18 protein-coding genes are annotated in these 19862 nt (G+C 61.4%); 13 read left to right on the top strand and 5 right to left on the bottom strand.

Annotated elements, in window-relative coordinates:
• Positions 1 to 96: 96 nt before the first annotated feature.
• Complete coding sequence (gene metK, locus GPT34_RS00945; protein ID WP_291008439.1) at positions 97 to 1278, bottom strand: methionine adenosyltransferase; 1182 nt, start codon at positions 1276 to 1278, stop codon at positions 97 to 99.
• A 214-nt stretch (positions 1279 to 1492) separates the two neighbouring features.
• Here metK and GPT34_RS00940 point away from each other — a divergent pair, with 214 nt between their 5' ends.
• Together GPT34_RS00940 and GPT34_RS00935 are read left to right on the top strand one after the other, a co-directional pair.
• Positions 1493 to 2350 (top strand): lysophospholipid acyltransferase family protein, encoded by an 858-nt coding sequence (locus tag GPT34_RS00940; RefSeq protein ID WP_291009015.1) that lies wholly within the window; start codon positions 1493 to 1495, stop codon positions 2348 to 2350.
• A gap of 73 nt (positions 2351 to 2423) precedes the next feature.
• A complete protein-coding gene (locus tag GPT34_RS00935; RefSeq protein ID WP_363355849.1) occupies positions 2424 to 3305 on the top strand; it encodes a lipid A biosynthesis acyltransferase in 882 nt (293 codons plus the stop codon).
• A 12-nt stretch (positions 3306 to 3317) separates the two neighbouring features.
• On the opposite strand, the gene yihA is transcribed toward GPT34_RS00935, so the two are convergent.
• Entirely contained in the window at positions 3318 to 4070 is a 753-nt protein-coding gene (yihA, locus tag GPT34_RS00930) for a ribosome biogenesis GTP-binding protein YihA/YsxC (RefSeq protein WP_291008436.1), read from the bottom strand.
• Between the two features lie 111 nt (positions 4071 to 4181).
• Here yihA and GPT34_RS00925 point away from each other — a divergent pair, with 111 nt between their 5' ends.
• The 5 genes from GPT34_RS00925 (at position 4182) to GPT34_RS00905 (ending at position 10251) form a co-directional block, all read left to right on the top strand.
• The gene (locus GPT34_RS00925; protein ID WP_291008432.1) at positions 4182 to 4796 is read left to right on the top strand and encodes a c-type cytochrome; all 615 of its coding nucleotides are present in this window, start codon (positions 4182 to 4184) and stop codon (positions 4794 to 4796) included.
• Positions 4797 to 4978: 182 nt separating this feature from the next.
• A complete protein-coding gene (locus GPT34_RS00920; RefSeq protein WP_291008429.1) occupies positions 4979 to 7120 on the top strand; it encodes a cytochrome c biogenesis protein ResB in 2142 nt (713 codons plus the stop codon).
• Positions 7117 to 8478: a c-type cytochrome biogenesis protein CcsB gene (gene ccsB, locus GPT34_RS00915; protein WP_291008426.1), complete on the top strand. Its 1362-nt coding sequence runs from the start codon at positions 7117 to 7119 to the stop codon at positions 8476 to 8478. The genes GPT34_RS00920 and ccsB overlap by 4 nt, the downstream gene beginning before the upstream one ends.
• Positions 8479 to 8564: 86 nt before the next feature.
• Positions 8565 to 9569: a protein-methionine-sulfoxide reductase catalytic subunit MsrP gene (gene msrP, locus GPT34_RS00910; RefSeq protein WP_291008423.1), complete on the top strand. Its 1005-nt coding sequence runs from the start codon at positions 8565 to 8567 to the stop codon at positions 9567 to 9569.
• Positions 9570 to 9633: 64 nt separating this feature from the next.
• A complete protein-coding gene (locus tag GPT34_RS00905) occupies positions 9634 to 10251 on the top strand; it encodes a protein-methionine-sulfoxide reductase heme-binding subunit MsrQ (protein ID WP_291009009.1) in 618 nt (205 codons plus the stop codon).
• Here the strand turns inward: GPT34_RS00905 and lysA are convergent.
• Together lysA and GPT34_RS17725 are read right to left on the bottom strand one after the other, a co-directional pair.
• Positions 10221 to 11501 (bottom strand): diaminopimelate decarboxylase, encoded by a 1281-nt coding sequence (gene lysA, locus GPT34_RS00900; protein ID WP_291008420.1) that lies wholly within the window; start codon positions 11499 to 11501, stop codon positions 10221 to 10223. The two genes, GPT34_RS00905 and lysA, sit on opposite strands and share 31 nt — an antisense overlap.
• A gap of 54 nt (positions 11502 to 11555) precedes the next feature.
• Positions 11556 to 11780 (bottom strand): lipoprotein, encoded by a 225-nt coding sequence (locus GPT34_RS17725; protein WP_363355842.1) that lies wholly within the window; start codon positions 11778 to 11780, stop codon positions 11556 to 11558.
• A 12-nt stretch (positions 11781 to 11792) separates the two neighbouring features.
• On the opposite strand from GPT34_RS17725, the gene cyaY reads away from it, so the two are divergent.
• The gene (cyaY, locus tag GPT34_RS00895; RefSeq protein WP_291008417.1) at positions 11793 to 12122 is read left to right on the top strand and encodes an iron donor protein CyaY; all 330 of its coding nucleotides are present in this window, start codon (positions 11793 to 11795) and stop codon (positions 12120 to 12122) included.
• Here cyaY and GPT34_RS00890 read toward each other — a convergent pair.
• Positions 12112 to 14532 carry a penicillin-binding protein 1A gene (locus GPT34_RS00890; RefSeq protein ID WP_291008414.1) on the bottom strand — a complete coding sequence of 807 codons (2421 nt, stop codon included), beginning with the start codon at positions 14530 to 14532 and terminating at the stop codon, positions 12112 to 12114. The two genes, cyaY and GPT34_RS00890, sit on opposite strands and share 11 nt — an antisense overlap.
• A gap of 271 nt (positions 14533 to 14803) precedes the next feature.
• On the opposite strand from GPT34_RS00890, the gene GPT34_RS00885 reads away from it, so the two are divergent.
• The 5 genes from GPT34_RS00885 to GPT34_RS00865 are packed head-to-tail and all read left to right on the top strand — an operon-like array spanning position 14804 to position 19860.
• Complete coding sequence (locus GPT34_RS00885) at positions 14804 to 15883, top strand: pilus assembly protein PilM (RefSeq protein ID WP_291008411.1); 1080 nt, start codon at positions 14804 to 14806, stop codon at positions 15881 to 15883.
• Positions 15880 to 16506, top strand: a complete 627-nt coding sequence (locus GPT34_RS00880) for a PilN domain-containing protein (protein WP_291008408.1) — start codon at positions 15880 to 15882, stop codon at positions 16504 to 16506. The genes GPT34_RS00885 and GPT34_RS00880 overlap by 4 nt, the downstream gene beginning before the upstream one ends.
• 17 nt (positions 16507 to 16523) lie before the next feature.
• A complete protein-coding gene (locus GPT34_RS00875) occupies positions 16524 to 17201 on the top strand; it encodes a type 4a pilus biogenesis protein PilO (RefSeq protein ID WP_291008406.1) in 678 nt (225 codons plus the stop codon).
• Positions 17198 to 17752 (top strand): pilus assembly protein PilP, encoded by a 555-nt coding sequence (locus tag GPT34_RS00870; protein ID WP_291008403.1) that lies wholly within the window; start codon positions 17198 to 17200, stop codon positions 17750 to 17752. The genes GPT34_RS00875 and GPT34_RS00870 overlap by 4 nt, the downstream gene beginning before the upstream one ends.
• 32 nt (positions 17753 to 17784) lie before the next feature.
• On the top strand, positions 17785 to 19860 hold the full coding sequence (locus GPT34_RS00865; RefSeq protein ID WP_291009006.1) for a type IV pilus secretin PilQ: 2076 nt from the start codon (positions 17785 to 17787) through the stop codon (positions 19858 to 19860).
• Positions 19861 to 19862 lie beyond the last annotated feature (2 nt).

Here is a 19862-nt window from a genome sequence, read left to right as displayed (position 1 = left end):
GAATGTCACGGGCAGAAAAAAAGCCCCTGGCGAGCGCCAGGGGCTTGGGCAAAGTGACTGCCTTTGAACTACAGGGGCTACTTTGGTCCCGAGGCTTTACAGGCCCGCAGCCGCCCTCAGGGCCGCTGCCTTGTCTGTTCGTTCCCAGGTGAACTCCGGTTCTTCGCGGCCGAAGTGGCCGTAGGCGGCGGTCTTTTCGTAGATCGGACGCAGCAGATCCAGCATCTGGACGATGCCCTTGGGGCGCAGGTCGAAGTGCTCGTTAACCAGCGCGGCGATTTTTTCGTCAGAGATGACACCGGTGCCTTCGGTGTAAACCGTGATGTTCATCGGGCGGGCGACGCCGATGGCGTAGGCCACCTGCACCTGGCACTGTCGCGCCAGGCCAGCGGCCACCACGTTTTTGGCTACGTAGCGGGCGGCATAGGCCGCGCTGCGGTCGACCTTGCTCGGGTCCTTGCCGCTGAACGCGCCGCCGCCGTGTGGGCAGGCGCCGCCGTAGGTGTCGACAATGATCTTGCGCCCGGTCAGGCCGCAGTCACCCTGCGGTCCACCGACGACGAAACGGCCGGTGGGGTTGATCAGGTACTTGGTGTCTTTCAGCCACTCGTTGGGCAGCACCGGCTTGATGATTTCTTCGATCACCGCCTCTATGAAGGACGCCTTCATCTTGTGGGACGTTTCGCTCTGATCGGGGCTGTGTTGGGTGGATAGCACCACGGTGTCGATACTGTGTGGCTTGCCGTCCACATAGCGCATCGTCACTTGGCTTTTGGCGTCGGGACGCAGAAACGGAAGGCGGCCATCTTTGCGCAGCTGGGCCTGGCGCTCCACCAGGCGGTGGGCGTAGTAGATCGGTGCGGGCATCAACTCTGGCGTCTCGTCGCAGGCGTAGCCAAACATCAGGCCCTGGTCGCCAGCACCGGTGTTGAGGTGGTCGTCTGACGCATGGTCCACGCCCTGGGCGATATCGTTGCTCTGCTTGTCGTAGCAGACCATGACCGCACAGCCCTTGTAGTCGATGCCGTACTCGGTGTTGTCGTAGCCGATGCGTTGGATCGTGTCGCGCGCAACCTGGATGTAGTCGACCTGGGCGTTGGTGGTGATTTCGCCCGCGAGCACGACGAGGCCGGTGTTGGTCAGCGTCTCGGCGGCCACGCGGCTTAGAGGGTCTTGCTTGAAGATTGCGTCAAGGATTGCATCCGAGATTTGGTCAGCCACCTTGTCGGGGTGGCCTTCGGAGACAGATTCGGACGTGAAGAGAAAGTCGTTCGCCATGTAGATAAACTCCAGTTAGGTTGATCGGCGTTGCCGGCCTGTCGGAGTTCGGCGAACGCTTTAGCGGAATTTATGAATCGCCCCGCAATTAGTTCAGTAACTCGGCGATGGTCCTATTTTAGAGCAATCTCTTCGACCCTTGCCCATGGCCGGGTGACGCCGCTGGCTGACCTGTCTTGTTCCCCTTCCCGATGGATTAATTTAGGACACCGTGCTGCGCAGTCTGTTTGTCGCTTTGAGTCACCTGCCTCTGCCGGTTTTGCATGGTCTGGGCTGGTGGCTCGGCTGGTCCAGCTTCTTGCTGTCGCCGCGCTACCGGCGCCGACTGTTTGCCCATGCACAGCAGGCGGGCTTTTCGCGCCGCGTGGCGCTGTCTTCGGTGGGTGAATCCGGCAAGCTGGTGGCTGAGTTGCCGCGCTTGTGGCTCGGTCGCCCGGTGAGGGTCGGCTGGGAGGGTGCAGCGTGCATCGAGGCTGCTCAGGCGCATGGCGCAGGCGTGTTGTTTCTGACACCGCACCTGGGATGCTTTGAGATTACTGCCCAGGCTTATGCCCAGCGTTTCGGCGCTGCGCAGCCAGTGACTGTGCTTTACAGGCCAGCGCGCCAAGCCTGGCTGAGCGAGCTCATGACCACAGCGCGCAACCGGCCTGGGCTGCACACCGCGCCCACCACGCTGGCAGGTGTAAAACAGCTGATCAAAGCCTTGAAGACAGGACAGGCGGTGGGCTTGCTGCCCGACCAGGTGCCACCACAAGGCCAAGGCGTGTGGGCCCCGTTCTTTGGCCGGGATGCGTACACGATGACGCTGTCAGCCCGGTTGGCGCAGACCGCTGGCGCGCAGCTGGTGCTGATCTGGGGTGAGCGCCTGAGCTGGGGCCGTGGCTACCTGGTCCATGTGCGCGCGTTCGACGCGGCGCATGAAGCGCCACTGGCCACCGATCCGGCCCTGGCCGCGCGCCAGATCAACGCGGCTATGGAGCGCCTGGTGAGAGAATGCCCGCGGCAGTACCTCTGGTCTTACGACCGTTACAAGACACCCAAAGGGGCTGAGGCCGCGCCGCCGGGTCCATGACGGTCTCGAGCCCAAACAACGCTCCAAGCACTTGCCGGATTTGACGCCTGATTCTTTTTCCCCGGATGTCCCTGTGCGCTGGAGCAACCGGCTGGTGCTGGGCCTCATGCGCGCGCTGGCGAACCTTCCGCTGCCCTGGGTGCGCGGACTTGGCTGGTTGCTGGGGCAGTGCTTGCACCTGGTGGCCGCCAGGCGGCGGCGCATAGCGCGCACCAACTGGGCCCTGTGTTTCCCGGCGTCCAGCGAGCGCGATACCCGCCGCGCGGTGCGGCGGCATTTTGTGCTTTTTGCGCAAGCCTGGATGGACCGCAGCTGGCTCTGGGAGGCGCGTCCTGAGTTGGTCCGCCGTCGCGTCCACCTGACCGGAAAGCTCGCTGCCCTGGCCGGCACCGCTCCGACAGTGCTGTTTGCACCGCATTTTGTAGGCATGGATGCCGGCTGGACCGGACTAACGGCCCACCTTGACCGCCGTTGTTGCGGGATTTATGCCGCTCAACTCAACCCTGATGTGGACCGCTGGATGGCCCAAGGTCGTCAGCGCTTTGGCAATCCGCACATCGTGGCCATGCGCCAGGGGCTCAAGCCGCTGGTGGCGGCCTTGCGGGCTGGCGAGCCCTTGTACCTGCTGCCCGACATGGACTATGGCGCGCGAGATTCGGTGTTTGTGCCTTTTTTCGGTGTGCCGGCCGCCACGATCACCTCGCTATCCCGCTTCGCCCGGCTGGCTGGTGCCCAGGTGGTGCCGATCGTCACCCGCCTCACCCCTTCAGGCTACGAGGTCATGGTCATGCCCCCCTGGGTCGACTACCCGACGCGCGACGCTACCACCGACACGGCCGAGATGAACCGCCGGCTCGAGGCCTTCATCGCCACCATGCCCGAGCAGTACTACTGGGTGCACAAGCGTTTCAAGACCCGCCCGCCTGGCGAGCCCGGGGTGTACGGCACGGACTGAACCTGGTGGGTGTCAGTCCAGCGCTGGCGGCTCAGCGTCTCCGGACGTCACACCATCTTGGTGTGCCCAGTCCCACAGCAGCGTGGCCACCTCATCCAGCCCCTGCTTCTTGAGTGCCGAAAACAGGCGCGCCTCTCCACCACCGCATTGCAGCCGCGCGATCGACAAGGCCTTGTTGGCTTCGGTACGGGTGAGCTTGTCGGCCTTGGTGAGCAGGATCAGAAACTTCATTCCCTGCTCCACCCGAGGGCGGATGACTTCCAGCAAGATTTCGTCGAGCTCTGTCAGGCCCAGGCGCGGATCGCACAGCAGCACCACCGCTTTCAGGTTCTTTCGGGTGATCAGGTAGTTGCCCATCACCCGCTGCCAGCGCAGCTTGGCTTCTCGCGGCACAGCGGCGTAGCCATAACCCGGCAGGTCGGCCAGCACGGCGTCGGTCACACCTTGCTTACCGAGCGAAAACAGGTTGATGCTCTGGGTGCGGCCGGGCGTCTTGGAGGCAAAAGCCAGCCGTTTTTGCTGCGTGAGCGTGTTGATGCAGGTTGACTTGCCTGCGTTGGACCGGCCGACGAATGCGATTTCCGGCAGGTCCAGTGCCGGCAAGTGCTCCAACTGGGGCGCCGTGGTGAGAAAGCGAGCGGTGTGCAGCCAGCCGTGCGCAATCTTGGCCTCAGGGCTTATTACAAGGGGCTTTGCCGCGGCTCCCCCTCGGGGCGACTTCCGGGCAGGTCCGGCAGGGCGGGTGGAGGCAGAGGTTTGCGTCATAGTGGGTTATCCCGGGAAAGCCGGGCCTGCCATTGTAAAATTGTTTGTCTGCGGCGAAGAGTGCCGCTTTTTTGTGCAATCCGATTCCGCCACGACCCAAGCCAGCCCGTCATGAAATTGTCCGCCTCGCTTCTTTGCGCCGCTGCCGCTGCAGCCCTGTCTTTTAGTGCTTACGCGCAGACGATCAAGCCCGACCTGGTCAAGGGGTCGGCTCTGTTCGGCGGTGTGTGTATTGCCTGCCACGCGGCAGATGGCAACTCCAATACCCCGGTCAATCCGAAGCTGGCGCAGCAGCACCCGGAGTACTTGGTCAAGCAATTGCAGGAATACAAATCCGGCAAGCGCGACAATGCCATCATGAAGGGTTTTGCCTCAGCCCTGTCCGATGAAGACATGACCAATATCGCCTACTGGCTTGCCAGCCAGAAGGGGGCACCCGGGTTCGCTCAGGAAAAAGACAGCGTGCGCTTGGGCGAGCGCATCTATCGCGGAGGCATCGCCGACCGCCAGATCGCCGCTTGCGCCTCCTGTCACAGCCCCAACGGTGCTGGGCTGCCCGCCCAGTACCCGCGCCTGTCGGGCCAACACGCAGAATACACCGCTACCCAGCTCAAGGCCTTCCGCAGCGGCGCGCGCGCCAACAACGCGGCCATGACCGGCGTGGCCGCCAAGATGAACGACAAGGAAATTGCCGCAGTGTCGGACTACATTGCAGGCCTGCGCTGACGGCGGCAGGCCATAGCCCCGCACCAATCGGGGGGATATAAGCCACCGGCAATATTCATGGGCAAAATCGGGATCGGTTCGATCAGGTTGAACCACCGGCTCGATTTCCCATCCCAACAGGGCGAGTTCTGGAGTCTCCGGGATCGCCCTTTTTCATTGCAGCCCATCAGCTTTTCGCATTCATGACCGTTTCCACCCAAGGCATGCAAGTCAACATCGGCTCGCGCGCGCTCAGCGCGTTGGTCGAACTGCTGTCGTCCATGCGGTTTGCGATTTCGCTGCTGACGGTGATCTGCATCGCTTCGGTCATTGGCACCGTGATCAAGCAGCACGAGCCGTTCAACAACTACGTGAACCAGTTTGGCCCGTTCTGGGCCGATGTGTTCGCCAGCGCCCACCTCTACTCGGTCTACAGCGCCTGGTGGTTTTTGCTGATTCTGGCGTTCCTGGTCACCAGCACCAGCCTGTGCATTGCCCGCAACACGCCCAAGATTTTTGCTGACTTCAAGACCTTCAAGGAAAACGTCCGCGAGCAAAGCCTCAAGGCCTTTCCCAACCGGGCAGAACAGGCGCTTAACGAGACAGCAGAAGGCGCTGCGAACCGCATCGGCCAGACCCTGCTGGGTGCGGGCTGGAAGGTCAAGCTGCAGTCCAGGCCATCCGCGGGTGGTACCGGCTGGATGGTGGCCGCCAAGAAGGGCACGGCCAACAAGATCGGTTACCTCGCTGCGCACAGCGCCATCGTGCTGGTCTGTATCGGCGGACTTCTTGATGGTGACCTCATGGTGCGTGGACAGACCTGGTTCAACGGCAAGACGCCGTTCACCGGGGGGGGGCTGATTGCCGATGTGCCGGCGCAGCACCGGCTTTCCCCCAGCAACCCTACCTTCCGCGGCAATCTGCTGGTGACCGAGGGCACCACCGCGGGCACGGCCATCCTGGCGCAGCCCGAAGGCGTGTTGCTACAAGACCTGCCGTTTTCGGTTGAGCTGAAGAAATTCGTCGTCGAGTACTACGAAACCGGCATGCCCAAGCTGTTCGCCAGTGATATCGTGATTCACGATCACGAGACCGGCGAGGCGAAAGAGGCGCGAGTCGAGGTGAACCACCCCGCCAGCCACCGCGGGATCAACATCTACCAGTCCAGCTTCGACGACGGTGGCTCCAAGGTCACCTTGCAGGCCCTGCCGCTCAACAGCCCGACCAAACCCTTTGAGGTCACCGGCACCATCGGCAGCTCAGCGCCACTGAGCAACGGCGACGAGCAGCTCACGCTGGAATTCACCGGCCTGCGGGTGATCAACGTCGAGAACTTCTCCGGCACCGACCTGGGCTCGGGCACCGATGTGCGCAAGGTCGATTTGCGCACCGCCATCGAGAGCCGCCTGGGCTCGGGCCACAAGACCGTGACCGAGAAAGTGTTGCGAAACGTCGGCCCCAGCATCACTTACAAGTTGCGCGACGGAGCGGGTCAGGCGGTCGAGTACCACAACTACATGCTACCGGTGGAAATCGACGGCGCACGCGTCTATCTGCTGGGCCTGCGCGAGACGCCAGCCGAGCCCATCCGGTACCTGCGCGTGCCGGCCGATCGCGAGGACAGCCTGCAGGACTTTGTGCGCCTGAGGGCCGCACTGGACGATCCCGCCATGCGCGAGCTGGCGGTGCAACGGTATGCGTTGTCGGCGGTGGAGGGTGGGCGTGTGGAGCTGGCGGATGCGCTGCAAGGCTCAGCCGCGCGGGCTATGGCCTTGTTTGCGGGCGCTGAGCGTATTGACATCCTGGGCAATGCCGACCTGCCGCCGCAGACGGCCAAGGGCGGACTGCCCGCCGTCTCTGCGTTTCTGGAGGCGAATGTGCCGGCCGCGGAACGCGAGCGGGCCAGCGATGTACTGGTGCGCATCTTGAACGGCAGCCTGTTTGAGCTGATGCAGATCAGCCGCGAGCGTGCTGGCCTGGCGCCCTTGCCGCGCGATGAGGTGACGCAGACGTTCATGACCAATGCCGTGCTCAGCCTCAGCGACGCCTTCTATTACCCTGCTCCCATGACCTTCCAGCTCAAGGACTTCGAGCATGTGCAGGCCAGCGTGTTTCAGGTGGCGCGCGCGCCAGGCCAGAACATCGTATATCTGGGCTGCCTCTTGCTGATCGTGGGCGTTTTTGCGATGCTCTACGTGCGCGAGCGCCGCGTCTGGGTCTGGCTGGCGCCTGCGGGTGAAGGAAGCTCTCAGGCCAGCATGGCGCTGTCGTCCAACCGAAAGACGATGGAAGCCGACGAGGAATTCGAGACATTGAAGCGACAACTGCTGAAGGTACAAGCATGAACACAGCCACCGCCACCCAAACCATCAAGCTCAAGAACAATGGTTCTGAGCGCAGTCCGGGCTACTTCGCCCGCCGCGACGTGTGGGACTGGTTGTTTGCCGGCCTGGTGATCGCGGGCGCCGCTTGGGCGTTTGTGCAGTACGGCGGCTCGATGGACTTTTACGAAGAAGCCATTTTGGTCGGAACGGTGCCTAGCCTGATCTGGCTGGGCTGGTTCTGGCGCCCGCTGCGCCTGCTGTCAGTGGTGGTGGCGGCCCTTTCGCTGCTGGCGATCTGGCTCTACCAGACTCCGGCGGGCGGCGCCGATCTGGCGCGCGCCGATCAGGTGTTCATGCTGAAGTACTTCATCTCCAGCCAGTCGGCGATTCTGTGGATGAGCGTGCTCTTCTTCATGAGTACGGCGTTTTACTGGGCGGGAATGCTGACCCGGGCGGGCGATGCCTTTGAGGCACTGGGATCCCGGCTGGCCTGGGTGGCGGTGACGCTGGCCTTGGTGGGCACCATGGTGCGCTGGTACGAGAGCCATCAAATCGGACCCGATATCGGCCACATCCCGGTCAGCAACCTCTATGAAGTGTTTGTGCTGTTTTGCTGGATGACCACGGCGTTTTACCTGTATTACGAAGACCAGTACAAGACCCGTTCCATGGGCGCTTTTAGCATGCTGGTGGTGAGCGCTGCAGTGGGTTTCCTGCTTTGGTACACCGTGGTCCGCGAAGCCCATGCGATTCAGCCACTGGTGCCCGCGCTGCAGAGCTGGTGGATGAAGATTCATGTGCCAGCCAACTTCGTGGGTTACGGCACCTTCGCCATCGCGGCGATGTTGGCCTTTGCCTACCTGATCAAACAGAGTGCCACCGAGACCCGTTGGTACAAGCTCGCGCCTTTGTGGATCCTGGGTCTGGTGTTGTGTCTGGAGCCCATCGTGTTCCGCCAGGCGGCAGCCGAAAGGGGCGGCAGTTACTGGTTTGTCTACTTTGGCGTCTCGTTGCTGATCGTGGGCTCCATCATGTTCGGTCGGCGCCGCATCGCCGAACGCCTGCCTAGCTTCGAGGTGCTGGACGACGTGATGTACAAGGCGATCGCGGTGGGCTTTGCCTTCTTCACCATCGCCACCGTGCTGGGTGCCTTGTGGGCGGCCGATGCCTGGGGCGGCTACTGGAGCTGGGACCCTAAGGAGACCTGGGCCTTGATCGTCTGGCTGAACTACGCAGCCTGGCTGCACATGCGCCTGATGAAGGGCCTGCGGGGTACCGTCGCAGCTTGGTGGGCGCTGGTGGGTCTGGCTATCACGACGTTTGCCTTCCTCGGTGTGAACATGTTCCTCTCCGGGCTGCACAGCTACGGTGAGTTGTGATCAGCGGCCCTGCGCGGGCTGCTGACATCGGAACTTTGTAAGAAAGGGGCGGTTCTGACGACCCACCGGTCATAAAGGAGTGCCCCATGATTGTTCGCACCGCCGCCAGCGGCTTCACCCATCCCACGTCTAGCGACATCACATCGCAAGCCGCTTACCAGAGTCGGCGCGAATGGATGCAGCGCTTGGCCTTGGGCGCAGGCGGGGCCTCGCTGGCCGCATGGGCCGGTGGCGATGCATTGGCTCAGCCAGCGACCGCTCGCCCGGGCAAGCTCGCGGCCTTGAGCGGCGCACGATCCAGCGTGGCGGGCGCCGCGACGCCAGAGGCCCTGACGCGCTACGAGCACGCGTCAGCTTACAACAACTTCTACGAGTTCGGAACCGACAAGGCCGAGCCCGCGGTGAATGCCAAGTCATTGCCGACGCGCCCATGGACGGTGGCCGTCGAAGGCCTAGTGAGCAAGCCACGCAGCTTCGATATCGACGCACTACTCAAGCTGAGCGCCATGGAAGAGCGCATTTACCGGCTGCGTTGCGTGGAGGGCTGGTCGATGGTGATCCCCTGGGTTGGATACTCGCTGGCGGCGCTGATTAAACAGGTGCAGCCGCTGGGCAGCGCGAAATACGTGGAGCTCGTGACCTTGGCTGATCCCAAGTCCATGCCGGGGCTGCGGTCCAATGTGCTCGACTGGCCTTATGTGGAAGGGCTGCGCCTGGACGAGGCCCTGCACCCGCTGACGCTGCTTGCGTTCGGTATGTACGGCGAGGTGCTGCCGAATCAAAACGGCGCTCCCCTGCGGCTGGTGGTGCCGTGGAAATATGGCTTCAAGAGCGGCAAGTCGCTGGTCAAGATCCGATTTACCGACAAGGAGCCGCGCACCGCCTGGAACGTGGCAGCACCCCAAGAGTACGGCTTTTACTCCAACGTCAATCCGGGCGTTGCGCATCCTCGCTGGAGCCAGGCGACCGAGCGGCGCATCGGTGAAGAGGGTGGTTTGCTGGCCAAGCGCCGCAAGACCTTGATGTTCAATGGTTACGAACCGCAGGTCGGCCAGCTCTACGCTGGCATGGACTTGAGCAAGTTCTTCTGACGTGGCGCAGGGCACTTCGCCAACCGCTCCGGGTCAGGTCATCGTTTCCTCGCCCCGAGCCTTGCTGAACCGCTGGCTGGGTCATGCAGCGGTCAAGCCAGCGCTATTTCTGTTGTGCCTGCTGCCCGCCGCCTGGTTGCTGTGGGCCGCGGTGAACGACCAGCTCGGCGCTAACCCGGCCGAGGCGCTGATCCGTTCGCTGGGCGACTGGACCTTGCGGTTTCTGGTGGTGGTGCTGGCGGTAACCCCACTGCGGGTGACCACGGGCCTGAGCGTGCTGGCACGCTGGCGGCGCATGCTGGGGCTGTTTGTGTTTTTATACGCCTGTCTGCACCTGCTGGCCTACGCCTGGTTTGACCAGGGGCTCGTGTTTGCTGCGGTGGTGGACGATGTGATCAAGCGCCCGTTCATCTTTGTGGGTATGCTGGCCTGGGTTCTGCTCCTGGTGATGGCCAGCACCTCATTCAACGCCGCCATTCGGACCATCGGTGCCAAACGCTGGCAGCTCATTCACCGCGTGGTCTATGTCATCGCCGGGTTGGCTGTGCTGCACTTCCTCTGGATGCGCAGCGGCAAGAACGATTACGCCGAGGTCGCGGTCTATGCTGCCATTCTGGGGAGCTTGCTGGCCTGGCGCGCCTGGCGCTGGCTTCAGGGCAGCAGGCTTTCCAGTCGAAGCTGATCGGCCGCTGTTTCGCGCTGACGGATCACGGTCACCTGTTCGCCCTGGACCAGCAACTCGGCTGCGCGGCCGCGTGTGTTGTAGTTGCTCGCCATGCTCATGCAGTAGGCGCCAGCCGAGAGAACAGCCAGCAGGTCGCCTGCTTGCACGGCCAGCGTCCGATCCCGACCCAGCCAATCACCGCTTTCACAGACTGGCCCGACCACGTCCCATGTCGCGGGCGCGTCTTGGCGCGGCGCAACCGGCACAATGCGGTGAAACGCTTCGTACATGGCCGGGCGGGGCAGGTCATTCATGGCCGCGTCCACGATCAAGAAATTCTTCTGTTCACCCGGCTTTAGGTACAGCACTTCGGTCACGCAGACACCGGCGTTGCCCACCAGCGAGCGTCCGGGTTCGAGCAGGATCTTGCGATCGCCAAAACCGCGTGTTTCCAGCTTGTCCAGCAAAGCCTGCCAAAGCTGGTCGGCCGCTGGTGGCGTGTCCCCGTTGTAGTCGATGCCTAGCCCACCGCCAAAGTCAATGTGGGCGATCGGCACGCCCGCGGACTCGATCGCCTGCACCAAATCGAGGATGCGGTCCATGGCGTCGAGATACGGGCCGGTCTGCGTGATCTGCGAGCCGATGTGGCAGTCGATACCGACCACCCGCAAGCCGCGGCATTGCGCCGCGTGCCGGTAGGTGGCCACCACGTCCTCGTGGGCGATGCCGAACTTGTTGCCCTTGAGACCCGTGGATATGTAGGGGTGGGTCTTGGCGTCCACATTGGGGTTCACGCGGATACTGACCGGCGCGCGTGTGTCTGCCTCCTGCGCCACGGAGTCCAGCACGTCGAGCTCGGCCCGGCTTTCCACGTTGAAGCAGCCGATGCCCACCGCCAGCGCCCGGCGCATCTCATGGCGGGTCTTGCCAACACCGGAGAAAATGATGCGTTCAGGGGCGACGCCAGCGGCCAGCGCTCGCTCCAGCTCCCCCCCAGACACGATGTCCAGCCCGCAGCCGGCACGCACCAACGTCTGCAGGATGCCAAGAGTGGAGTTCGCCTTCATCGCATAGCAAATCAGGTGTTCGCGCCCGGCGAGTGAACGCTGGTAGCTGCCCAGGGCGTTCAGCATCGCGGCCTGGCTGTACACAAACAGGGGCGTGCCGTGCTCGCGTGCCAGCGCCTCCAGCGAACACTCCTCCATGCAAAGGTGCCCATTCAGGTAGTGGATGTGAGGAGGTAGCGGGTGGACGGACGCGATGTTCATGAGCGATGACAGGGCGGCGGCAGACCCGACAGGACAGGCCGAGATGCAGCTGGTTCAGCGGGTGGATTTGACAGGAAGGGTGGCATCTGCAGCCTCGGCGGAGGCGGGTGGTGGTGCGGGCGTGGCTGTCTTTGCGGTCGAGCTAGGCGGCAGGAACAAGGGGCCTTTCTGGCCGCAGGCGACGAGCAGCAACCCGGTCACCAGCAGGGCGGCGCGCAACAACGATCCGACCGAGGGAGGGGCAGCGCCTAAAATTTGTGAAGCACATCGCCTATTCATTCACGGATTGTAATGACCGACCTAGAGTACCTCGACCATGCCGAACGGCTGCTGCGTGCGGTGGAGCTGGGCTGCGATCGCATCAACGACGCCACCGACGCGGATATCGACAACCAGCGCACAGGCGGCATGGTGACCCTCAGCTTTGCCAGCGGCAGTCAGATCATCATCAACTTGCAAAAGCCCTTGCAGGAAGTCTGGATGGCGGCGCGCGCGGGTGGGTTCCACTACCGCTTTGACGGGCAGCACTGGATGGACACCAAAGGCCAGGGGGAGTTTTTTGAGCAGCTGACCCAAAGCGCCAGCGAACAGTCCGGCCTGGCGCTGCGGTTCAGTTCCTGAACAGGTCGAGGATGCCGCGGCGCACATCCGAGGGAATGGGCACAGGCGGCAGTTGCTCGCCTTCGGTAGCCGGCATGCCGCCGTCAGGCATGCCCGGCCAGGGGTCGTTGAGCCCCAGACCCCGCACACCTCTGCCAGGACCGTACTCTTCGTAGTACCACTCGCCGCCCACGTTGATCACCCCCGCCGGCGGGTTGTACTGCATGACTGGCACACCGTCTAGAGCCTGCTTCATGTAGTCGATCCAGATCGGCAGGCTGAGCCCTCCACCGGTCTCCCGGCTGCCCAAGTTGCGAGGCGTGTCGTAGCCCACCCAGGCCGCAGCGACAAGCGTGGGCTGATAACCCACAAACCAGGCGTCGACCGAATCGTTGGTAGTGCCGGTTTTGCCGTACAGGTCGGGACGTTTGAGCGATGCTTGCGCGCGAGCCGCCGTGCCGGAGCGCGTGATCTCCTGCAGGAGGCTGTTCATGATGAAGGCATTGCGGGGCTCGATGACGCGCTGGTCTTCGCTGGGCCCGCTCGGTTCGCCCGCATAGAGGACCCGCCCCTTGTTATCAGTGACCTGCGTGATCAGCGTGGGTTGGATCCGGTAGCCGCCGTTGGCGAACACGGCATAGCCGGCTGCCATCTGCATTGGCGTGACCGAACCCGCGCCCAGGGCCATGGTCAAGTAAGGCGGGTGGCGCGCAGCGTCAAAGCCAAACCGCGTCACCCACTCCTGTGCACTCTGGGTACCGACCAGCTGCAAAACCCGTATGGACACCATGTTTTTGGACTTGGCCAGGGCGCGGCGCACCGACATCGGACCATCAAACTTGCCATCGTAGTTCTTCGGTTCCCAGGGCTTACCGCCGGTCTCAACTGCGGTGTAGAACAGCGGAGCATCGTTGACCACGGTCATCGGAGACAAGCCCTTTTCCAGGGCTGCCGAGTAAATGAAAGGCTTGAAACTCGAGCCGGGCTGGCGCCAGGCCTGCGTGACGTGGTTGAATTTGTTTTTCTGGAAATCGAAGCCGCCCACCAATGCGCGTACCGCACCCGATTTGGGGTCCATGGCCACGAAAGCAGCCTCGACTTCGGGCAGTTGAGTGATGCGCCAGTCTTTGTCGCCCACCTTGATCACGCGCACCACCGCACCGGGTCGAATTTTCACGTTGGGCCCAGCCTTGTCGGAGAGTCCCGATTGCACTGCACGAAGGCCCTCACCCGTGATTTCAAACGGCACCCCATCCTGGCGCACGGCCACCACCTTGCGCGCGCTGGCCTCTAGCACCACCGCCGACATCAGATCATCGTTGTCGGGTCGCTCGTTGAGAGCGTCGTCGATGGCCTCATCCCTGGCCGCGGGTTCGGCGGGCAGGGTCACAAACAACTCTGGTCCCCGGTAGAACTGGCGACGCTCGTAGTCCAGGACGCCGTCGCGCAGGGCGCGATAGGCGACCTGCTGGTCGTCCGAGCGCAGGCTAGTTGTGACGATCAGGCCCCGGGTGTAGGCCTCATCGCCGTACTGCGCCACGATGGCTTGGCGCACCATCTCGGCGGCAAACTCAGCGTGCACCCGGACTTGCAGGCCTGCAGGGCGCAGCTTGAGCTCTTCCGCACGCGCCTGCTCGGCTTCAGCCTCCGTGATGAAGCCGTTTTCCACCATGCGGTCGATGATGTGCAGCTGGCGAATGCGAGCCCGCTTTGGGTTGCTGATCGGGTTGTAGGCCGATGGTGCTTTGGGCAAACCGGCCAGCATCGCCGCCTCAGCAACGCTCACGTCCTTGAGCGGTTTGCCGAAATAAGTCTGTGATGCGGTGGAGAAGCCGTAGGCTCGCTGCCCCAGAAAGATCTGGTTCATGTAGATCTCCAGGATCTGCTCCTTGGTCAGCAAGTGTTCCAGCTTAAATGTCAGCAGCACCTCGTAGATCTTGCGGGTGTAGCTCTTCTCCGCCGAGAGGTACACGTTGCGAGCTACCTGCATGGTGATGGTTGAGGCGCCCTGGCTTTTGGCCCGACCCAGATTGGCCAGGGCGGCACGCATCATGCCCCGGTAGTCCACCCCGCTGTGCTCGAAAAATCGCGCATCCTCAATAGCGAGAACGGCATTTTTCATGACATCGGGAATTTCCCTGATCGTTAGCAGGTTGCGGCGTTCTTCGCCAAATTCACCCATGAGTTGGCCGTCGGCCGTGAGGACTCGCAGGGGGAGCTTGGGCCGATAGTCGGCGAGGTCGGCCACGTCGGGCAGGTTGGGGTAAGCGACCGCCAGCGCAATGCCCACGGCGATAAGGATGCCTGACACTCCAGCCACCGCCAGTCCGACCAGGCCGACCGCAAGGCGACCCACCCACACCACTACGGAACGGCCCGAAGATACTGTGTTCGCGGGAGTGTCGGTCTTTCGTTCGTTGTGTTTAGGCATGCGGGCTATCGTCGGGCAGAACGTAGATTATAAAAAGTGCCGCTGTTGCGCGGATGCCAGTGGTCGCTTGCTTATCTGCAAGAGTTGTGGATTTCTTGTCGAGACGGGTCGTTGAATGCGTTGCAAACTGAAATAACTGCGTATGCTTTTGACAACGTTTCGAGATGTCGCAAAGGCAAAAAATCTTTGCGGCACAAGGGGCTTACTGCTAGCATTCAAGTGATTTCTTAAGTTTGGTGCCCGCTGGCGCCATCATTTTCTGGGGCTTGCCTTGATCTCATTGGGGTCCTTATTCAGCCGCGAAGCGGCACCGTTGTTGGGCATAGATGTCAGTTCGTCCAGCGTTAAGCTGGTTGAGCTGGGCCGCAACAGCTCGGGCGATCTCGTCTTGCAGCGCTGCGCGATCGAGCCGCTGGAGCGGGGCTGGATCACCGACGGCAACATCGAAAAGTTCGATGAGGTGGCCGAAGCTGTGCGCCGCGTGGTGCGCAAAAGTGGCAGTAAGACCAAGAACGTGGCGATGGCACTGCCTACCTCGGCGGTGATCACCAAGAAGATCATCTTGCCTGGCGGTCTGTCAGACAAAGAGCTCGAAGCCCAGGTGGAGTCCGAAGCCAACCAGTACATCCCTTTTTCGCTGGACGAAGTGAGTCTGGACTTCTGTGTCATCGGGCCCAGCGCGAACTCGGTGGGCGATGTGGAAGTGTTGATTGCCGCCTCGCGCAAGGAAAAAGTGTCTGACCGGCAAGGTTTGGCCGAAGCGGCCGGTCTCAAGCCCGTGGTGATGGATGTCGAATCCTATGCATCGCGCATGGCAGCTGGCCGCGTGATCGAAACCTTGCCCAACCAAGGCCTTGATTCGTTGGTGGCGCTCTTCGAAGTGGGTGCACTCACTACCAGCCTGCAGGTGATGCGCAACGACGAGGTTCTCTATGAGCGGGACCAGGCTTTTGGTGGCGCCCAGCTTACCCAGCTCATCGTGCGGCAGTACGGTTTTTCGGCCGACGAAGCCGAAGCCAAGAAGCGCTCGGGCGACCTGCCAGACGACTACAAGACCGCGGTGCTGGACCCGTTTATTGAATCCATGTCGCAGGAGGTGGGTAGGGCGCTGCAGTTTTTCTTCACCAGCACGCCTTACAACAAGGTTGACCACATTCTGCTGGCCGGTGGCAGCGCAGCATTGCCCGGTCTGACCGACTCGGTGACGCAGCAGACTTCATTTGCCTGCATGGTGATCAACCCGTTCGACGCGATGGAGATGGCGTCGACCGTTCACGCGAGAAAGATTGCGCGCGAAGCGCCGTCGTATCTCACGTCGACGGGCTTGGCGCTGCGGAGGTTTCACCAATGATTTTGATCAACCTACTGCCGCACCGAGAGGCAGCGCGCAAGAAGCAAAAAGAGCAATTTTTCACCCAATTGGGCCTTTCTGCGCTGCTCGGCGGCATTGTCTGCGGCGCGGTATTCACCTGGTACCAAGGGCAGATTTCTTCCCAGCAGGGACGTAACAGTTTTCTGCAGGCAGAAATCACCAAACTGGAAAACGAGATAAAGGATATCAAGTCCTTGCAAGCTGAAATCGCCTCGCTACGCGCCCGCCAGACGGCGGTCGAAGACTTGCAGGGAGACCGAAATCTGCCCGTCCACATGTTGGATGAATTGGTGAAGCAATTGCCCGACGGCATCTACCTGCGCACCATGAAGCAAGAAAACCAGAGTGTGTTGTTGACCGGGACCGCGCAATCCCAGGAGCGAGTGTCCGAACTGCTGCGCAACCTGGCCAACAACAGCCCCTGGCTGACACGGCCTGAACTCGTCGAGATCGTCTCTTCCAGCGTGTCGATATCCAACCGTGAACAGCGGCGGGTATCGAATTTCACCATCCGTGCCACTCTCACGCGGCCGACGGCAGCAGCCTCCGGCGCTGGCGGTACCGCAACGGTCGCCCCCGCGGCTGTGCCCGGCAAAGTCTGACAAGGTACTGACCCACCATGGCCACCATGCCCGCCGTCAACCTGGACTTCAAGCAAATCCAGGCCAAACTCCAGAGCCAGTTTTCAGGCTTGGATCCCAATGATCCGTCTCAGTGGCCTACCTTGCCGCGCAACCTGCTTTACCTCGCGGTGTGTGCGGCAGTGATTGCTGCTTTGTGGTTTACCTGGCTCAAGTCGTCCGACGAAGAGCTGATCGCCGAAAAGGCCAAGGAAGTGCAGCTGCGCGATGACTACCGCAAGAAGCTGGTGCAGGCCGTGAACTTGGACGCCCTCAAGAAACAGCTGGAGCAGGTCAAGCAGTACGTGGCTCAACTTGAAAAGCAGCTGCCCAGCAAGGCCGAAATGGATGCACTGCTCTCCGACATCAACCAGGCAGGCCTGGGACGCAGTCTCCAGTTCGAGCTGTTCCGGCCAGGTCAAGTATTGGTCAAAGAGTACTACGCGGAGCTTCCCATCGCGATCAAGGTCACCGGGACCTATCACGACATGGGACTGTTCGCGGCCGATATCGCCAACCTGTCCCGCATCGTCACCTTGAACAACCTTTCCTTGACGCCAGTGCAAGGACGCGAAGGCGTGCTCACCATGGATGGAACAGCTAAGACCTTCCGTTACCTAGATCTGGACGAGGTGGCGGCGCAGCAGAAAGCGAAACCGGCTGGAGCCAAGCCATGATGCAGCGCCAAAGTTTTGCCCTCGGGTTGGTTTTGACGGGATTGGCAACAATCGCTGGCTGCACGGCGTCCGGAGAAGACGAATTGCAGCAATGGATGCAGGAAGAGCGTAATGGCATCAGGCCACAAATCACAGCCATCCCTGAGCCCAGCAAGTTTGAACCCCAGGCCTACCTGAGCGAGCGAATCACCGAGCCATTCAGCAGTGAAAAACTTGCCAGCGTCATGCGTGGCAGTCTGGCTGCGACGGTCATCAACTCGGCCCTGCTGGAGCCCGAACTCAACCGGCGCAAGCAACCGCTTGAAGCTTACCCGCTGGACATCATGCGCATGGTAGGCAGCTTGACGCGGGACGGTCAGTTAGTGGCTTTGGTCAAGGTAGACCGCCTGCTGTATCAGGTGCGTACTGGGAGCTACCTTGGACAAAACTATGGTCGGGTGAACCGGATCACCGAGACCGACATCACCTTGCGAGAAATCGTGCAAGACCCATCGGGGGAATGGACCGAAAGGCCGGCTGCGCTGCAGCTACAAGAGGACGCTTCGAAATGATCAAACATAAAAAGGCCAAGGGCTCGGATTCCATGCTGCGCATCATTGGGCAATCTTTGCTCTTATCCGGACTGCTTTTGTCGTCAGTGTGGGCTCAGGCCCAAAATGCAATCCAGTCCGTGACCGGTGGTTTGCAGGGTGGCGTGGAAGTTATTCGCATCGAGACATCTGAACCTCTGCTTGCTGTGCCCACCGGGTTCACCATCCAGTCGCCAGCTCGCATCGCGCTCGACTTCCCTGGCGTCGTGAATAACGTCGGACGAAGCGCCGTCGAGATCAATCAAGGCAATCTCCGTTCGGCCAATGTGGTGCAAGCGGGAGACCGAACCCGCGTGGTGATCAACCTCAAGCAGGCGGCGTCTTACCAGGCAAGAACCGAGGGCAAGGCCCTGATCGTGGTGCTGGATCGTACCGAAGCAGTCGCACAGACCCAGTCGACACCGCCCGCGTTTGCTGAAAGCCGCAACCGTGACGTGGCTGCGCTCCGTGACATCGATTTCCGCATGGGCTCCGGCAATACCGGCCGTGTTGTGGTGGAGCTTGCGAACAATCAAGTGGGCGTCGATATCCGGCAGCAGGGCCAGAGCTTGGTGGTTGATTTCCTCAAGACTTCGCTGCCAGAAGGCTTGCGCCGTCGTCTGGACGTCACCGATTTCGGCACACCCGTGCAAACCATTGAGACTTCCCAAAGTGGAGACCGGGTGCGCATGTTGGTCACACCCAAAGGCAATTGGGAGCACTCCGCCTATCAAAGTGACAACCAGTTTGTGCTGGAGGTTCGTGAGCGCGTGATCGACCCCAACAAGCTGTCTCAAGGGGTGGGCTTCACCGGTGAGAAGCTCTCGTTGAACTTCCAAAATATCGAAGTGCGCTCGTTGCTTCAGGTGATCGCCGACTTCACCAATTTCAACGTGGTGACCTCCGACTCGGTCACCGGTGCTGTCACTCTTCGGCTGAAGGACGTTCCTTGGGATCAGGCGCTGGATATCATTTTGCAGGCCAAAGGCTTGGGTGTCCGTAAGAGCGGAAACGTGCTCTGGATCGCACCGAAAGATGAAATTTCGGCGCGTGAGAAGCAGGAGCTGGAATCCAGGGTATCTATTGAAAACCTGGAATCTGTGAGGACACAAGGCTTCCAGATGAACTACGCCAAGGCGGCAGATATCGCGACACAGTTGACGTCGGGTTCTACTGGATCGGGTTCCGGTGGAGCCAATGCGCGTATCCTGTCGAGTCGCGGCAGCGTGATCTCCGAGCCCCGCACCAACCAGCTTTTCGTGACCGACATTCCGTCCAAACTTGAGCAGGTGCAAGACCTGATCGCAAAGTTGGATATCCCCATCCGTCAGGTGCTGATAGAAGCGCGCATAGTTGAGGCTGATGATCGCTTCGGTAAATCACTCGGCGTGCGTCTTGGCGGCAGCAACCTCGGAGCGCTCGGCGGCGGTCGCAACCAAGTGGGTTTTGGCAGTAGCTACAGCGCTACGGCTCCCGGTGTGGGCAACGGCACCTTCGTGAACCTTCCCTCAAGCGGAGCTGGCGGTTTTTCACCAGCCACGTTCGCGGTGTCATTGTTTGACTCTCTGAATACGAGCCGTTTCCTGAATTTGGAGATCTCTGCGCTGGAAGCAGACGGGCGTGGAAAGATCGTTTCCAGCCCACGGGTGGTGACGGCTGACCAAGTCAAGGCGCTGATCGAGCAAGGTACAGAGTTTCCTTACCAGACCGCGACTTCGAGTGGCGCCACTGCGGTTGCCTTCCGCAAGGCCAATTTGAAGCTGGAAGTGACTCCGCAGATCACGCCAGAAGGCAACATCATTCTGGACGTGGATGTCACCAAAGATAGCCGTGGCGAAACCACTGCGCAAGGTATCGCTATCAACACCAAACGGGTTCAAACCCAAGTGCTGGTTGAAAATGGCGGCACTGTGGTCATCGGCGGCATCTTTGAGTTGCTGGAGTCGGAAGATACATCCAAGGTGCCTGTATTGGGCGATCTTCCATATGTCGGCAACCTGTTCAAGAACAGGAATCGCACAACCAACCGCTCAGAGCTGCTGATCTTCCTCACACCCCGTGTGATTTCGGATCGCGGTGTGTCGCGTTGAAC

Source organism: Hydrogenophaga sp. (assembly GCF_011390835.1).
Classification (GTDB): Bacteria; Pseudomonadota; Gammaproteobacteria; order Burkholderiales; family Burkholderiaceae_C; genus Hydrogenophaga.
The sequence above is the reverse complement of the archived record's forward strand: the minus strand, read 5'-3'. Positions and strand labels throughout refer to the sequence as shown.

Coding starts and splice junctions, on each gene's coding strand:
- GPT34_RS00870 (WP_291008403.1), top strand. CDS start 17,198: ATGATGCAGCGCCAAAGTTTTGCCCTCGGGTTGGTTTTGACGGGATTG.
- GPT34_RS00875 (WP_291008406.1), top strand. CDS start 16,524: ATGGCCACCATGCCCGCCGTCAACCTGGACTTCAAGCAAATCCAGGCC.
- metK (WP_291008439.1), bottom strand. CDS start 1,278: ATGGCGAACGACTTTCTCTTCACGTCCGAATCTGTCTCCGAAGGCCAC.
- ccsB (WP_291008426.1), top strand. CDS start 7,117: ATGAACACAGCCACCGCCACCCAAACCATCAAGCTCAAGAACAATGGT.
- msrP (WP_291008423.1), top strand. CDS start 8,565: ATGATTGTTCGCACCGCCGCCAGCGGCTTCACCCATCCCACGTCTAGC.
- yihA (WP_291008436.1), bottom strand. CDS start 4,070: ATGACGCAAACCTCTGCCTCCACCCGCCCTGCCGGACCTGCCCGGAAG.
- GPT34_RS00865 (WP_291009006.1), top strand. CDS start 17,785: ATGCTGCGCATCATTGGGCAATCTTTGCTCTTATCCGGACTGCTTTTG.
- GPT34_RS00890 (WP_291008414.1), bottom strand. CDS start 14,532: ATGCCTAAACACAACGAACGAAAGACCGACACTCCCGCGAACACAGTA.
- GPT34_RS00920 (WP_291008429.1), top strand. CDS start 4,979: ATGACCGTTTCCACCCAAGGCATGCAAGTCAACATCGGCTCGCGCGCG.
- cyaY (WP_291008417.1), top strand. CDS start 11,793: ATGACCGACCTAGAGTACCTCGACCATGCCGAACGGCTGCTGCGTGCG.
- GPT34_RS17725 (WP_363355842.1), bottom strand. CDS start 11,780: ATGAATAGGCGATGTGCTTCACAAATTTTAGGCGCTGCCCCTCCCTCG.
- lysA (WP_291008420.1), bottom strand. CDS start 11,501: ATGAACATCGCGTCCGTCCACCCGCTACCTCCTCACATCCACTACCTG.
- GPT34_RS00925 (WP_291008432.1), top strand. CDS start 4,182: ATGAAATTGTCCGCCTCGCTTCTTTGCGCCGCTGCCGCTGCAGCCCTG.
- GPT34_RS00880 (WP_291008408.1), top strand. CDS start 15,880: ATGATTTTGATCAACCTACTGCCGCACCGAGAGGCAGCGCGCAAGAAG.